The organism is Paractinoplanes tereljensis, from assembly GCF_016862435.1.
GTDB lineage: Bacteria > Actinomycetota > Actinomycetes > Mycobacteriales > Micromonosporaceae > Actinoplanes > Actinoplanes tereljensis.
The window spans coordinates 93,538-108,060 of the sequence record NZ_BOMY01000061.1; the positions used below are offsets into that span (position 1 = coordinate 93,538).

The 14,523-nt window shown below is 70.3% G+C and carries 15 protein-coding genes and 4 tRNA genes; 9 read left to right on the forward strand and 10 right to left on the reverse strand.

The window, feature by feature from the left end; translation table 11 throughout:
• Positions 1-69: 69 nt before the first annotated feature.
• Positions 70-1,506 (forward strand): aromatic amino acid lyase, encoded by a 1,437-nt coding sequence (locus Ate02nite_RS46285; protein WP_203814372.1) that lies wholly within the window; start codon positions 70-72, stop codon positions 1,504-1,506.
• Here Ate02nite_RS46285 and Ate02nite_RS46290 read toward each other — a convergent pair.
• Positions 1,489-1,977: a cysteine dioxygenase gene (locus tag Ate02nite_RS46290; protein WP_203814373.1), complete on the reverse strand. Its 489-nt coding sequence runs from the start codon at positions 1,975-1,977 to the stop codon at positions 1,489-1,491. The two genes, Ate02nite_RS46285 and Ate02nite_RS46290, sit on opposite strands and share 18 nt — an antisense overlap.
• A complete protein-coding gene (locus Ate02nite_RS46295) occupies positions 1,974-2,852 on the reverse strand; it encodes an amidohydrolase family protein (RefSeq protein WP_203814374.1) in 879 nt (292 codons plus the stop codon). The genes Ate02nite_RS46290 and Ate02nite_RS46295 overlap by 4 nt, the downstream gene beginning before the upstream one ends.
• A gap of 111 nt (positions 2,853-2,963) precedes the next feature.
• Here Ate02nite_RS46295 and Ate02nite_RS46300 point away from each other — a divergent pair, with 111 nt between their 5' ends.
• The 3 genes from Ate02nite_RS46300 to Ate02nite_RS46310 all read left to right on the forward strand — a co-directional run bounded on the left by Ate02nite_RS46300 (position 2,964) and on the right by Ate02nite_RS46310 (position 6,713).
• Positions 2,964-3,947, forward strand: a complete 984-nt coding sequence (locus Ate02nite_RS46300) for a LacI family DNA-binding transcriptional regulator (protein ID WP_239148213.1) — start codon at positions 2,964-2,966, stop codon at positions 3,945-3,947.
• Positions 3,948-4,077: 130 nt separating this feature from the next.
• The gene (locus Ate02nite_RS46305; protein ID WP_203814376.1) at positions 4,078-5,487 is read left to right on the forward strand and encodes a cellulose binding domain-containing protein; all 1,410 of its coding nucleotides are present in this window, start codon (positions 4,078-4,080) and stop codon (positions 5,485-5,487) included.
• An 11-nt stretch (positions 5,488-5,498) separates the two neighbouring features.
• Positions 5,499-6,713: a cellulose binding domain-containing protein gene (locus tag Ate02nite_RS46310; protein WP_203814377.1), complete on the forward strand. Its 1,215-nt coding sequence runs from the start codon at positions 5,499-5,501 to the stop codon at positions 6,711-6,713.
• Between the two features lie 124 nt (positions 6,714-6,837).
• On the opposite strand, the gene Ate02nite_RS46315 is transcribed toward Ate02nite_RS46310, so the two are convergent.
• The 7 genes from Ate02nite_RS46315 to Ate02nite_RS46340 all read right to left on the reverse strand — a co-directional run bounded on the left by Ate02nite_RS46315 (position 6,838) and on the right by Ate02nite_RS46340 (position 12,212).
• A complete protein-coding gene (locus Ate02nite_RS46315; RefSeq protein ID WP_203814378.1) occupies positions 6,838-7,647 on the reverse strand; it encodes a class I SAM-dependent methyltransferase in 810 nt (269 codons plus the stop codon).
• 418 nt (positions 7,648-8,065) lie between these two features.
• On the reverse strand, positions 8,066-8,500 hold the full coding sequence (locus tag Ate02nite_RS46320; protein WP_203814379.1) for a hypothetical protein: 435 nt from the start codon (positions 8,498-8,500) through the stop codon (positions 8,066-8,068).
• Between the two features lie 87 nt (positions 8,501-8,587).
• Positions 8,588-8,785 carry a DUF6225 family protein gene (locus Ate02nite_RS49920; protein WP_354262131.1) on the reverse strand — a complete coding sequence of 66 codons (198 nt, stop codon included), beginning with the start codon at positions 8,783-8,785 and terminating at the stop codon, positions 8,588-8,590.
• Positions 8,782-9,327 carry a hypothetical protein gene (locus Ate02nite_RS46325; protein ID WP_203814380.1) on the reverse strand — a complete coding sequence of 182 codons (546 nt, stop codon included), beginning with the start codon at positions 9,325-9,327 and terminating at the stop codon, positions 8,782-8,784. Before Ate02nite_RS46325 ends, Ate02nite_RS49920 begins: the two co-directional genes overlap by 4 nt.
• 1 nt (position 9,328) lies before the next feature.
• Entirely contained in the window at positions 9,329-9,682 is a 354-nt protein-coding gene (locus tag Ate02nite_RS46330; protein ID WP_203814381.1) for a PadR family transcriptional regulator, read from the reverse strand.
• Between the two features lie 14 nt (positions 9,683-9,696).
• The gene (locus tag Ate02nite_RS46335) at positions 9,697-11,211 is read right to left on the reverse strand and encodes an aromatic amino acid lyase (protein WP_203814382.1); all 1,515 of its coding nucleotides are present in this window, start codon (positions 11,209-11,211) and stop codon (positions 9,697-9,699) included.
• Positions 11,208-12,212, reverse strand: a complete 1,005-nt coding sequence (locus Ate02nite_RS46340; RefSeq protein WP_203814383.1) for an ornithine cyclodeaminase family protein — start codon at positions 12,210-12,212, stop codon at positions 11,208-11,210. The genes Ate02nite_RS46335 and Ate02nite_RS46340 overlap by 4 nt, the downstream gene beginning before the upstream one ends.
• Before the next feature lie 58 nt (positions 12,213-12,270).
• On the opposite strand from Ate02nite_RS46340, the gene Ate02nite_RS46345 reads away from it, so the two are divergent.
• The gene (locus tag Ate02nite_RS46345; RefSeq protein ID WP_203814384.1) at positions 12,271-13,083 is read left to right on the forward strand and encodes a MurR/RpiR family transcriptional regulator; all 813 of its coding nucleotides are present in this window, start codon (positions 12,271-12,273) and stop codon (positions 13,081-13,083) included.
• 251 nt (positions 13,084-13,334) lie between these two features.
• On the opposite strand, the gene Ate02nite_RS46350 is transcribed toward Ate02nite_RS46345, so the two are convergent.
• Entirely contained in the window at positions 13,335-13,946 is a 612-nt protein-coding gene (locus tag Ate02nite_RS46350) for a hypothetical protein (protein WP_203814385.1), read from the reverse strand.
• A gap of 253 nt (positions 13,947-14,199) precedes the next feature.
• Here Ate02nite_RS46350 and Ate02nite_RS46355 point away from each other — a divergent pair.
• The 4 genes from Ate02nite_RS46355 (at position 14,200) to Ate02nite_RS46370 (ending at position 14,516) form a co-directional block, all read left to right on the forward strand.
• Positions 14,200-14,272, forward strand: a tRNA-Gly gene (locus Ate02nite_RS46355).
• Between the two features lie 3 nt (positions 14,273-14,275).
• Positions 14,276-14,349, forward strand: a tRNA-Ile gene (locus tag Ate02nite_RS46360).
• Between the two features lie 20 nt (positions 14,350-14,369).
• Positions 14,370-14,441 (forward strand) — tRNA-His (locus Ate02nite_RS46365).
• A 2-nt stretch (positions 14,442-14,443) separates the two neighbouring features.
• A tRNA-Arg gene (locus tag Ate02nite_RS46370) sits at positions 14,444-14,516 on the forward strand.
• Positions 14,517-14,523: the final 7 nt, after the last annotated feature.

Genomic DNA, 14,523 nt, shown 5'->3' on the forward strand with positions numbered 1-14,523 from the left:
AGCGATAGTGAATAGGATGTCAAACGATCGGGGTCGAGCTTTACGCTCCTGAAACTAGGTGACGTTGTTATGCGTGCAAAAGTCCGGCTCGACGGCCATTCGCTCACGGTGGAGGACCTCGTCGCCGTCGCGTCCGGCCGGGCCGAGGTCTCGGTCGACCCGGCTGCCCTGCGGCTCGTCGAGCGGCGGCACGCGGTGCTGCTGGAGGCCCGGGTGGCGGGCGCGGTCTACGGCGCCAACACCGGTGTGGGAGCCAACCGGCACGAGATGACCGCCGACGACGGTGGGCACGGCCTGCGGCTGCTGCGCAGCCACTGCGCCGCGGTGGGACCGGTCGAGGACGACGAGACGGCCCGGGCCGCGATGACCACCCGGCTCAACCAGATCCTGGCCGGCGGATCGGGCATCTCGCGCCGGGTGGCCGAAGCGCTGGCCGAGGCGGTGTACGCCGGAGCCGTCCCGACCCTGCACTCGTGGGGCGCGATCGGCACCGGTGACCTGGCCGCCCTCGCCGAGCTGGGCCTCACCCTCTCCGGGGAGCGGCCGTGGCGCTCCGGCCAGGGCCCGGTCACCACCATCGACGCCACCGACGCGCTCCCGATGATCAGCTCCAGCGCGCTGACCGTGGCCACCGCGGCCCTCGCCCTCGACCGGGTGACCGCCCAGCTCCGGGCGTCGATCGTGGTGGCCGCGCTGACCTTCGTCGCGCTGCGCGGCAACCCGGAGGCCTACGACGCCGCCGTGCACCTGGCCCGCGCCCACCCGTGCCAGGCCGAGGTGGCCGCCATGCTGCGCAAGCTGGTGGCTGGCTCGGGCGCGCCGGTGCGCATCCAGGACCCGTTCGGGCTGCGGGTGATGCCACAGGTGACCGCGCCCGCCCTGGACGCGATTCGCGACCTGCGCAACGTGCTCGGCGAGGAGTTGAACGCGGCGGTGGAGAACCCGCTGGTCACGGTGGCCGGCGTGCACCACCACGGGCAGTTCCACACCGCGACCCTGGCCTCGCACCTGGACGCGGTGCGTAACGCCTTCCTGCCGGTGCTGTCGCTGTCGTCGGCCCGGCTCGGGCTGCTGATGCGCCCCGACCTGACCGGCCTGCGCGCCTTCCTGGCCGACGGCCCGACCGGCAGCTCCGGCCTGATGATCAGCGAGTACGTCGTGCAGGACCTGCTCACCGAGATCCGGGTCGGCATGCAGGCGGTCGCGGCCGGCACGCTGACCATCTCGCTCGGCCTGGAGGAGCACGCCAGCTTCGCCACCCAGGGTGCCCGCTCGCTGCGCCGGATGACCGAGCTCGCCCCCACGCTGCTGGCCGCCGAGCTGGTCGCGGCGGTCCGGGCGCTGCGGATGGCGCCCGGCCGGCTCGTCGACGGCGCCGCCCGGGAGGCCTTCGACCTGGCCGCCAAGGCGCTGGAACCGGGCATGGAGGACCGGCCGCTCGGCGCCGACCTGGAGAGCGCCGCCGCCCTGCTGCCCGAACTGGCCGCTTTAGTCGAGAGGCCGTAACTCGTCGGCGTAGCTCACCGCGCGGCGGCGCAGCACCCCGCTCGGGCTGATCGAATATTGCCCCATCCGCCACAGCGGCGGTGAGTAGGCGTGGATCGAGACCGAGCCGTCGACCGCGCCGGCCATCCGGTGGATGTGGTCGGGCCCGAAGCCGAACGAGCGACCGGCCTTCACCACCCGCGTCGCCGGCGTGCCGCCCATCCGCGGGGTGGCCTCGGAGACCGCGCCCCGGGTCACCGCGACCGCGCCGGAGGAGATGTCGTGGTCGTGCCAGCCGGTGTCGTCCTGCAGGTTCCAGCACAGCACCCAGACGTCGATGTCGGTGTCCCGGTAGAGCGAGGCGTAGTGCCGCTTGCCGGTGTCGTGCCGGACCAGCGGCTCCCAGAGCTCGGTGCGGGCGGCCAGGTCGGTCACCCAGCGTCGTAGTTCCTGGGTGGTCAGCACCCGGCCGAGCAGGGCCGGCATGGTCATCTGGGTTCTCCCGTCAGCAGGTGTCGCGGGTTGGCGGTGAACAGGGCGTGCGTGAAGGCCGCGCCGAAGCCCGGGTCGGTGGCTTCCGCGTACGGCCGGTCGGAGCCGTTGACCAGCGGGTCGACCCCGACGACCCGGACCATGGCGTCGATCGCCCGGGTGCCGTAGGACGAGGTCTCGTAGAAGACCTCCGGGTCGAGCGGGCCGAGTGCGCCACCGCGGGCGGCCAGCCGTTCGTGATGCAGCGGGGCCAGACCGGCCAGCGCGACGAAGGCGATCCGCTGCCGGCGGCCGGCGACATGCCAGGCCATCCAGGCCTGCTGGAGCTGAGAGACATACGGCACCAGGGCGGGCCACCAGGCCGGAAGGCCGGGATCGGCCAGGACCGGGGCCGGGCCCGGATGCACGAGTACGGGCTTGCCGGCGCGCTGGACCTCGTCCAGCAGTGGCCGCATCCGGGCGATCGCCGCCGGATCGGCCAGCGCCGTCGCGGGTAGTTGCAGTCCGACGATGCGTTCCTCGCGCAGCACCTTGGCCAGACCGTCCGGGTCGAGGTCGGTCACGCTCGCCGCGGCCCAGACCCGGAACGGATCACCCAGCTCCAGGGCGCTCTCGTGCCAGACGTCGATGAGCTCGCCGCCCTCGCAGGCGGGCAGGTGCTCGATGCCGAGCGGGCTGGACAGCGAGACGAGGGCCAGAGCGGCCTCCTCGCCCTGGCGGCGTTTCGCCACGTCGTGGGCGGCCGGGTGCACCTCGTAGGGCGGCTCGCCGGGCAGGTGCAGGGTCCATTCGCGCAGGTAGGGGTAGGTCTTCCGGCGGCGCAGGGCGTCGAGGAAGCGTGGCGGCCAGAGGTGCTGGTGGCAGTCGATCCGCATGGCCTAGTCCCTCGATAACCCCGGAAGCGCTTCACAAGATGCATTGAGTGAAGCGCTTCCGTGTTACAGGGACAAGCCCATCTCATGCACTGGGCTGTTACTGTCGGCCGAGTGTCAGGCCGTCGCACGCTGCAGGACCTGGCGGACGCCGCCGGGCTCTCGCTGGCGGCCACCTCCTACGCACTTCGTGGAGTGCGCGGCTCACCGGCCACCATCGCCCGGGTGCGCGAGATCGCCGCGGAACTCGGCTACACGGTCGATCCGATCGCGCGGGCGCTCGCGAGTGGCCGTACCGGATCGGTCGGGGTCTCTGGATCTTTGCGAGATCTCTGGCAACAGGACTTCTCGGTGCTGCTGACCCGGGCGCTGCGCCGCCAGGGCCGCTACGCGACGATCGCCGACGCGGACGCCGACCCCGCGCTGGAACGCCTGATCGTCGAGCAGTTCGCGGCCCAGCGCGTCGACGGCGCCCTGGTCTCCCCGGTCGACCCGACCGCCGGCTACTGGCGGCTGCTCGGCCCCGAGGTGGCGGTGGTCGCCATCGGCGACGCCCTGACCGCCCGGCCCGGCTCCGGCAGCGTCCTGTTCGACAACCGGTACGGCGTCGAGACCGCCCTCGCCCACCTGGCCGGCCTCGGCCACCACCGGGTCGGCCTGCTCGCGCCGGCGCTGCCCTCCACCCCCGGCCGCCCGGCCCAGGTGCTGGCCGCTTCGGTTGCCGCGGCCCTGGGCATCGAGCTGGTCGAGATCTCCGCCCCGGCCGCCACCGCCGACGCGGTCGAGGCGGCCACCGCTCTACTCACCGCCGCCGATCGCCCGACGGCGGTGTTCTGCCTGAGCGACTCGCTGGCCTTCGCCGTCTACCGGGCGGCCCGCGACGTCGGGCTGCGTCTTCCCGACGACCTGTCGGTGGTCGGCTACGACGACCATCAGCTGGCCGGCCTGGTCGATCCCGGCCTGACCACGATGGCCTGGGACGAGGACGCGATCGTCGAGGCGGCCATCAGTCAGCTCGAGGGAGCGGTCGACGGCATCCCGATGTTCCGCCCGGAGCTCGTCGTCCGGGGCTCCACCGGCGTACCCCCTTCTTTCTGATTTTTTGTTGTCCGGCCGGCGGCGCCGCGTCTACCAGGTAGGTCGTCTGGTTCATTGACATCTGTCAATTTGTGAACGACGATTCCATAACCTGCCGTGGGAGCGCTCCCGGCCGGATGGGAGGGGTGTCATGCGACGTCGTGTGCTCGGGGCTGTGGTGGTCGCCTCGACGATGCTGCTGGGCGGGATACTCGCCCTGCCGGTGCAGGCCGCGGCCGGCGACGGTACGCCGAGCGACTCGAACATCAGCTTCGTCGGGCGCTGGAACACCACGAACGCCTCGGCCTACGTGCCCTACTGGGCCGGCGCCTACCTGCGGGTCGGCTTCACCGGGCGGACCGTGAAGCTCAAGCAGCGCAACGCCATCGACCTGTGGGCCAGCATCGACGGCGGCGCCTTCACCGGTTACAGCGGCTCCGGCACGATCAACCTGACGCCGACCGCGCTGACCGCCGGGAACCACACGCTGATCGTGAGCTACCGGCAGGTGGCCGGCTCGTACACCGGCGACGCGGTCTTCCAGGGACTGACTCTCGACTCCGGCGCCACCACGTTCAAGGCGGCGGCCCGGCCCAAGCTCCTCGAGTTCATCGGTGACTCGATCACGGCCGGCACCACGAGCAGCCAGCTGGCGGTGACCGACTACGGCTTCAAGACCGGTGAGGTGCTCGGCTACAACCACACGCAGATCGCGATCGGCGGCATGTGCCTGTCCGAGACGACCGACGCGTGCTGGGCGCACGAGACGCGCTACTGGATGTCCAGCGGCGGGCAGGCCGGCACCGACCTGTGGGACTTCAGCCGCTACACCGCCGACGGCGTGGTGATCAACCTGGGCACCAACGACAAGAGCCACGGCGTGAGCAGCGCGGACTTCCAGGCGAAGTACATCACCTTCCTCACCAAGATCCGAGCTAAGTTCCCGAACGCCAAGCTCTTCGCCATGCGTACCTTCATCGGTCGTTATGCGGCGGAGACGCAGGCGGCGGTGCTGGCGCGCAACAACGCCGGCGATGCCGGCGTGTTCTATGTGGACACGACGGGCTGGCTGCCGTCGGACGGCCTGAGCGACTCGGTGCACCCGAACGACAAGGGCCACCAGGCCATTACCGACAAGTTGGCCCCGGTAATCAGCGCGAAGCTGGCCACGGTCACCGCGCCGACCACTCCCTCAACGACCGGCCCGACCACCGCGCCAACCACCGCGCCCACGACTCCGCCGGCCTCTGGGGCCTGCGCCGTCATTTACAAGAAAACCGGTGATTGGGGCACCGGCGCGCAATTTGACGTCACGGTCACCTCTCCCGCGGCCGTCAACGGCTGGACCCTGACCTGGACCCTCCCCGCCGGTCAGACGATCACCCAGGCCTGGAATGCCACCACCAGCCAGACCGGCACCGCGGCCCGGGCCGTGAACGCTGCCTGGAACGGCTCGATCCCGGCCGGCGGCACCGCGAGCTTCGGCCTCATCGCCGACAGCAACCTCGGCGGAGCGACCGGGTTCGCCCTCAACAACGCCCCCTGCACTGCCACGTCCTAGGAGCAACCCCGATGAAGGTTTCCCGGTCGGCCCTGGCGATCGCGGCGGTTGTCGTCGCCGCCGGCGGCTTCGGCATCGCCACCGCGAACGCGGCCACCCCCGCGTGCAGCGTCAACTACAAGGTCACCAGCCAGTGGACCGGCGGCTTCGGCGCCGACGTCACCGTCACCAACCTCGGTGACCCGGTGACCGCCTGGACGCTGACCTGGACGCTGGCCTCCGGCCAGGGCATCACCCAGGCCTGGAACGCGGGCGTCAGCGTGGCCGGCTCGGCCGTCACCGCCACCAATGCCAGCTACAACGGCGCGGTGGGCACCGGCGCATCTGCCAGCTTCGGCTTCAACGGCACCTGGACCACCAGCAACCCCGTGCCGTCGTCATTCACGTTCAACGGCACGACCTGCACCGGCGCCGCCGCGACCACCAGCCCGCAGTCCCCGTCACCGACCCCGTGCACCGGCCCGAGCACCCCTCCGGCCACCCCGACCCCGACCCCGACCGCCACCGCCGCGGCCCCGGTGAAGGTGTGGATGGCCGGCGACTCCACGATGATGAACGCGAGCACCTGCCCGATCGGCTGGGGCAGCCAGTTCGCCCCGTACTTCAACAGCAACGTCACGGTCCAGAACAGCGCGGTAGGCGGCCGGAGCATCCAGACCTGGCTGTACGAGGGCAACGTGACCACCACCAAGAACGCGGCCGGCGAGTGCACCCTGAGCTCGACCGCCTACAGCTCCCGCTGGACCGCGATGCTGGACGCGAGCACCGGCTTCAAAACCGGCGACTACCTGGTCATCCAGTTCGGCATCAACGACGGCGACACGGCCTGCCCACGGCACGTAGGCACGGCCCGCTTCAAGGAGCTGCTGGGCGTGATGGCATCGGCGGCCAAGGCCCGAGGCGTAAAACCGATCTTCGTAACCCCGGTAGCCGCAATCACCTGCAGCGGAAGCACGGCCGTAGGAAACCGAGGCTTCGTAACGGAGACAAAGGACGCCGCCACGGCAAACGGCGTCCCGGTGATCGACCTGCACACCCGAAGCGTGGCGCTCTACAACACCCTGAAGCTGTGCCCGAACAACAGCGACTACACCACCGGAGCGGTAGGCGCCTTCTTCTGCAACGACCACACCCACTTCGAGGCGTACGGCGCCCAGCAGATAGCCGCCCTGATAGCCACCGCCCTGCGAGAGCAGAACATCCCCCTCGCCGCCTACCTAAAGTAAGGGAGTGCAGGACGATCCCGCCGGCCGGCTACGACGCCTCACCTTCCGCCGCCCGGTGTCGCGGGGTCCGTCAGCCGCGTTCAGCGGAACGGCTGAGTAGTCGCCAGGCCAGTAGCCCGAGCTCCTATCGAGCAGTTCGGAACGTTTTGTGGGCGATGGCGAGCCGGGTCCGGTACTGCCTGGTGATTGCTCCGTTGTAGACGTCGTCGATCAGGTGGGAGATGCATGCGAACAGGCCGCTTCGTGCCTGCGGTGCCATGGCTCGATTGCCGGAGTGGGTCATGAGCAGGTTCAGGTACTCGGGCGAGGTATAGGTCTGTTGCCATTCGTAGCGCCGGAATTCGACTGGCCCGAATCGTGCCGATCGGTCGAACTCGGCCGTCTCCTCGGGGGTTTCGTCGTCGGTCGTCAGACGCACGCCGGGCGGTGTTGTGGGGTCGAAACGTTCGTAGCATCGTTGTGCGTCGGCGAAGAAGGCGGTCGTCCCGCCGGCGATGTGGTGAGTCGAGACGATGCCGAGGGATCCGCCGGGCCGCAACAGGTCAGCGGCTTTGACCATGCGCACGTCGGGGTCGAGCCAGTGGAACGCGGTCGCGGAGAGGACCGCGTCGAAGGTTCCGTTCGAGGGCTCCCAGTCCTCGAAGGCCGCCGTGACGACGGCGACATTCGGGAACTGCGCGAGGTTGCGCCGGGCGATGGCGGCCATGTCGGGGCTGAGGTCCATCGCGACGACATCGCATCCCAGTTGGGCCAGGGGCCGGGTCGCTTGGCCGGTTCCGCATCCGATCTCCAGCACCCGGGAGCCGGGACCGAGATCTGCCAGGGTGGCGAGGTCGGTGAACAGCTGGGGTGGGTAGGTCGGACGGCATCGGTCGTAGAGCTCGGCGTCCTGGCCGAACGCGGTGCGCAGGGTTTCTCGGTTGGTGTCGGTCATGGTCGCGGGTGATCCCTTCAAGTCGCGCGGGCCGGGCCGGAGCGAACGCAACCCCCTTGCCTTGGCCGGGCAGACTCTTTTGGGTGGCCCTTGAGGATCAACGCGTTTCGGAGGCATTCCGAGACGGTTTGGTAGGCCTCGTCGTCTGTGTCGGCGCCGCCATCATCTACCCCATCGCGGGGGCGGTGGTCACTACCGTTAGCCGGGCTCGACGCGGCCGAGTGCGAGCGAACCCGGGCCGCCTGCACCGACGCTGACCAATTCGTGCTGTTCGTCTACGCGCACCGCAGCGCGTTCGCCGCCGTCCGGCGGGATGACCCGGCGGACGTGTGTGCCGCCCTCACCGCGATGTCGCTGACTGTTCGCCGCGATCCGGCCGGGCTGAATGCCCGAGGGGAGTCGGGCATTCAGCGACGGATCAGAAGACGGTGGTGACCCCGGCCGCCTTGCAGGCCGCGTTGAGGTCCTTGCCGGCCTTCTCCGACTCCGGGGTGTCGGCCGCCTCCACCGGGTTCGGCTCGCCGGCCGCCTGCAGGGCCGCGTCGGCGTTGGCCTTGAGGGCCGTGGCCACCGCGCCGTCGCCGCTGTCGGCCAGCTTGGTCAGGGTGGACGCGAAGTCGGTCAGCATGGCCTTGGCGTCGGTGACCGGGATGTCGCCGGCCGCGGCCAGGGTGAGGGCCGCCTTCTTGAAGGAGTCGGCTGCCTTGTTGGCCTGCTCGCAGAGTTCCTTGTCGGAGACCCCGGCGGCCGCGGCCGTGGTGGCCTCGGCCGCGGGAGCGGCGGCGGAGGCCACCGTGGTGGTGCTGGTCCCGGCTGCGGTGTCGGCGTCGTCGCCGCACGCGGAAATGCCCAAGATGGATACGCCGATCAGAACGGCGGAAGAAATTCGGGTTGCAATCACGCGTCGAGACCCTAGGGGACTGCCTAGATAAAGATCAATTCAGCTTTCCGGTGGATACCACCGTCGCCCGTTCAGTGCAGATATCGGCTGATCGTTGCCCCACGGATCCGAGCCGGGCCACGTGCTGGGGGAGTCGGCGACCTCGGCCCGGAGGACCGTGTCGTCGGGAAGCTGCTGCAATGCCGCCCGCAGCCGCCCGACGGTCCACTGATCAACCCGATGGTGGTGCTCGGTCACGAGGCGGCCAGCGCCGGGCGGCGGCGCAGGCGCAGCCGCCAGAGGCGACCGGCGCCGACGATCAAAAGAAGCCAGAGGGCGTACGTCAATGGAGTCCAGGCCCCACCGTGGTGGCTGGCCGCGCCGTCGCTGAAGGTGTAGGTGATGGCCGACTGCAAGCCGCTCACGCCGGACCACACGTACACCCCGGTGGCCTGTGGATCGGCGGCGGTCACGCCGCTCTCGAAAGCGTTGGCGGCCTCGCTGAGGAAGAAGTTGAGCAGCAACGGCAGCAGCGCCGCCGCATAGATGGCGCCGATCCACGAGGGGCGTGGCCCGTCGCCGAACTCGGCGACCAGGTATTGCTCGGCCAGCTGACGACTGCCGCCGACCCGGCGCAGGGCCTCGGTGGTGCCGACGTCGTGCGCGGCCTCCAGCAGGTTGGCCCGAACCTCGCGGCGGTTGGCCAGGCGCTGGGCCCGGGGCAGGTCGTAGAGTTGCTGGTCGAGACTCCAGACGAGCCGTTCGATGCGCAGCCGGTCGAATATCGTGACGTCGGGCATGTCAGCTTCCTTCCGCAGAGGCCGGCAACGGCCGGGACAGCACGGTGTCGACCGCGCTGATGTGCCGCGCCCAGGAATCGGTGCCGCTCGCGAGGGCCTCGCGCCCGGCCGGGGTCAAGCGGTAGTACTTCCGGGCCGGCCCGGAAGTCGACGGCACCAGCCGGGTCGCCAGCCGGCCCTCGCGCTGCAGTCGGGTCAGGGCCGGATAGACGCTGCCCTCGAGCACATCGGCGAAACCGGCCGCTTGCAGCCGCTGCACCACCTCGTAGCCGTAGGACTCGTGCTCGGCCAGCAGGTGCAGCAACAGCAGGGACAGCACCCCCTTGAGCAGCTGGGGGTCGTGGGTGTCGGTCACCCTTATATACAAAGTCAGGTACTTGAGAATGTCAAGTAGTGAATGATCCGATCAAGGTCGCGCCCGAACGCCCGGTCGGCGGTGCCTTCCGGCACGACCTCCGCGATCCGGTCCAGCCCGGCCGGAACAACAGCCCCAAGCAAATTCCCCTGATGTACGGCGAGCAGCTCGCACGCCAGCACATCGCGCACCCCGGCGATCGCCTCACCGAGGCACTCGGCGGCCTCGAACCCGAAGCTCTGCACGTCCTCCTGCCCGAGCGAGGTCTCCATCGCACCGAGCAGCGCCGGCATCGCAAACCGGCGCAGCCGATGGGTGACGCCAACGGCCCGCTTGTGCACGGTCACCATCCCGGCGTGCAGCCCGGGGTAGTCGGACAGCTGCCGGGGCAGCCCGGTGAGCGCACCGTCAAGAAGCCGATGCAGCCGGGCGGTGCCGAGCTCAGCGAGGTGAACCAGAGCGGTGCTCAGGGAGCTCACCGCCGCGACCAGATCGGTCCCGGCAAACCCGAACGTCCCCACAAACCGCCCGTCGAGGTGCGCAGGCGAGTCGGTGACCGCCCCCAGCGCCCGGTCAACGGCCTCTTCAACGCCCGCGACCGCCCGAACCGCCACAGCGATAGCCGGCGCAGTAACCCGAAACGACACCGGCGCTTGAAGCGCCCGCCCCGCCCCGACGCCCGCCAGCACGCCGCCCGCGCCGGGCGCAGAGCCCGGGATGGGCGGGCTGTCTGGGTTGAGGAGGGTGCGGAGTGTGGTGAGGACGTCGGCCAGCTCGGGGCTGTCGGCCAAGGCGGGATGCAGCGGGTCGTGGCTGGCTCGGAGCACGGCATGTGAGGCCGCCGTCGCGGCGGTGATCTGGGTCAGCAGCGCGCGGGTCTCGGCGGCGGCGAGGATGGCCAGACCGGTCAGGCCGGGGACGCCCTCCAGGAAGGCGACGCCCTCCTTCGCCTCGAACGGGCGCGGCGAGAGGCCGGCGGCGGCCAGCGCGGGGGCGGCGTCGATTGCGGCGCCGGCCCGGTCGAGGACCTGACCGATTCCGATCAGGACGGCGCCCGCGTGGGCCAGCGGGATGATCTCGCCGGCCGCGCCGCCGCGCAGCGGGATCGCCGGGACCACGTCGGCGTCGAGCAGGGCGAGCAGGTGCCGGCAGAGGTCGGGGGAGGCGCCGGCGGCCGGGTGCAGGAGGGTGCGCAACCGAGCCGCGAGTAGGGCGCGGGCCTCGGCCCGGCGCAACCACGGCGCCGAGCCAACGGCCCGGCCGACCATCAGGTTGTTCTGCTGGCGGGCCTGGGCATCGGCATCGAGGCGCACGCCGGACATCGCGCCCATTCCGGTGTTCACCCCGTAGACGGGCTGGTCGCCCGCGAGGTCGTCGAGCATCGCCCGCCGGTTGGCGGCTACCGCGGCGAGCAGGCCATCGGAGAGCACGATCCGGCGCTCGCCCCGGGCCACCGCGCCGATCACCGCGCGATCGAGCTGCTCGGCCCGGTCGATTCTGATCAGCGGTGGAGGACCGTCGACGCTCATCGGTAGTCGAGGATTGTGCCTGCGCTGGCGGTTTCGGCTCTGGTCAGGATCAGGTGGGCCAGGGCCACGTCGAGGATGGACAGGCCGCGGTGCCAGAACAGGATGCGCTCGTCGGGGTGTTCGCGGCCGGGCATGGCGCCGCTCACGATCTCGCCGATCTGGGCGTAGAGGGTGTCCTCGCTCAGGCGGCCGGTGTCTACGTGGGCGCGCAGGGCGCCGAAGCGGCCCGAGCGGGACTCGCGCCAGTCGTCGACGACCACCTTGTCCATCACGTCGAGCAGGTCCAGTTCCACGGCGCTGATGGTCCCGTACGGAACCACGAAAGCGCCGGGCTTTACCGAGGCCGTACGCAAAAGGGGTGTTGGTTCTTCCAGCCTTGAGGCTTCCACCAGGATGTCGGCCTGGTCGAACGCCTCCTCCGCGGTGGCCACCGCCCGCACCGGGGTGTCGGTGACCTCGCGCAGGCGCGCGGCGAACGCCTCCCGGGACTCGGGGCGGCGGCTGGTCACCCGGATCTCCTCGAGCGGGAACAGGCTGTCCAGCATCGTGACGTTGGCGAAGGCGGTGCCGCGCGCGCCGACGTGGCCCAGGATGCGGGAATCGGGGCGGGCCAGGTGTTTGGCGCCGACCGCGGTCATCGCGCCGGTGCGTACCTCGGTGATCAGCGTGGCGTCCATGATGGCGAGCGGCACCCCGGTGGTGGGGTCGTAGACGGTCATCAGGGCCAGTTCGCTGGGCAGGCCTTTCTGATAGTTCGGCACGAAGTCGCCGACGACCTTCACGCCGCTCAGCCCGTGCTCGCCGAGCGTCGAGACGTGGCCGCGCAGGATGTTGAAATGGCCGACGCCACCGTTGTCGGGCACCAGGTGGGTGCGCGGCTCGAAGACCGTGTGGCCGCGGCCGTGGGCGTCGACGACCGACTCGACGGCGGCGATGACATCGGTGCTGGTGATGCCGAGACCGTCGATGTCGCCCCCGGAGAGGAAGCGAATCTGAATCATGACATGCACCCTATAGCCTAGGTGTTTCAAGTTATTCAGGTACGGCGAAGGGGTGCCCATGGCGCGCGCGGAGGACTGGCTGCTCGCCCTGGCCCAACGGCACCGGCTCTCGCCGACCCAGCGCCAGATCGTGCAGCGGATGCTCGGCATGTTCCCGGACGTAGCGTTCAAATCAACCATCGAGATCGCCGAGCAGACCGGCGTGAGCCAGCCGACCGTGACCCGGCTTGCCACGGCTCTCGGGTTCGCCGGTTTCCCCGAGTTCCGGGCGGCGCTGCGCGACGCGGTGCTGTCCGCGTCGGCCGCCCCCGAGCACCAGGAGACCTCCCCGGTCGACCAGGAGATAGCCAACCTCGCGAGCCTGAACCGGGTGCTGGGCACCGACGCCACCCGCGAGGCGGTGCGGCTGCTGGCCGGCACCAGCCCGCTGGGCGTGCTCGGCCTGCGCGCGTCGGCCGCCCTGGCCACCTATTTCGGCTACTTCGCGAAGCGGTTGCTGCCCGCGGTGACCGTGTCGACCGACGCGAGCACGATCGACGACACCGTTCTCCAGCTGCACCAGCAGGGCGCGACCGCGGTCTTGGTCTTCGCGATGCCCCGCTACCCGGCCGCCACGGTCGGCGCCATCCGGCTGGCCCGCGAGCTGGGCCTGGCCACGGTGGTGGTCACCGATACGGCGCTGGCCCCCTTCGCCGCCGCCGCCGACATCCTGCTGGTAGCCCCGGTCGGCACCGAACTGGTCTTCGACTCCCACGCCGCGGTCGTGGTGCTGGCGATCAGCCTGCTGGACGCGATCGCCCGCACCGCCCCACAGCAAACCCAGGAACGCCTGGAGGCCCACGAGGCCTTGGTAGACCGCTGGATCTTCTAGACAAAGGCCTTTTTCGGTACGGCCTGCGACCCCACAACCGCAAGCACACCCGACCGCCGCCACCGCGCGGCCGGGTGCAACACCAGCGCGTGCAGCGACTCTCGCGCAACCGGACCCCCCAACCCCAACCCCCGCCCGGCGTGGGGCCGGGCCCGCCCGTAGCGGGCGCGCGGAGGGCGAGTTGCACCTACCTGGACCGAGTGCCACGGGACTGAGCCGGCGCGTACCAAAAGGGATTGAATTACCGGTTCTTAGCTTTTGCCGGTGTCGAGGATCTTGGCGGTGGCGGTGATGGTCTTGGAGCGCTTCTTGCCGTCGGCGCCCAGGGCCCAGATCGCGTAGGTGTGTTTCTCGGTCGAGCCGACCTCGGTGGCGCAGCTGAAGGTGAATTCCTCGGTGCCGGTCAGCGGCTCCGGGCCGTAGGTGCCGGGGGTGTTGGTCGGGTCGTCGACGCTGAGGGCCGCGCTGTCGGCGCCGGTGATCGTCCACTTGATGATGGCCGGGACGGCGGGGGCGCGGAACACCGCGGTGCCCTCGGGGCATTTCGGCTTCTGCACCAGCTTGAACGAGACGATGGTCGGGCCGGAGTCGGTGGTCTTCGTCTTCGTCGGGGTCGGCTTGGTGGTCTTCTTGACCTTCGCCGAGGTGGTGGTCTTGCCCGGTTCCGGGGCGGCGGTCTCGGTCGGCCCGGTGGTCGCTTCCGAGGTCGGGTTGTCGCCAGTGCCGGAAGCGGAGTCGGAGTCGGCGTCGACGGAGGCCGCCACGGTGGTGGACGCGGCCGACGGGGAGTTGGTGGCTTTGCAGCCGGAAAGGATCACGAGCGTGGTCGCGGCCAGGGCCAGGACCGTCGTCTGCGTCTTCATGCGATGAACGGTAGGGATCTTGCTACTTTCTGTGCTCCTCCATTCGTGCCGTCCGCCCGGGCCGGATTAATCGCGTTGCCGCGCCGGCCGGAGGTCCCTACCGTATTGCTCACCACCGATCACCACGGTCAGGAGAGACAGATGTTCCGGCACGGCATTCGAGGTCACGGCAAGCGGTGGCGTCTCTGACGTGTGTAAGTCAGGCCCACCGCCGCCGCCCCGATCACCGGGACAGGCGGCTTTTCTGTTTCTTGCGGCTGTAGCTCAGTAGGGAGAGCGCCACCCCGCCAAGGTGGAGGTCGCCGGTTCGAACCCGGTCAGCCGCTCGCGTCGCCGTAGCTCAGCAGGTCAGAGCGCGGAGCTGATAACTCCGAGGCCGGTGGTTCGAACCCACCCGGCGACACCGGCCGCAAGGCCGCAATGGTGGCTGTAGCTCAGTGGTAGAGCGCCGGGTCGTGGCCCCGGAGGTCGCCGGTTCGAATCCGGCCAGTCACCCGGCCCCCGTAGCTCAGCGGAAAGAGCGCGGCGTTCCGAGCGCCGAGGCCGCTGGTTCAAATCCAGCCGGGGGCACGCAGCC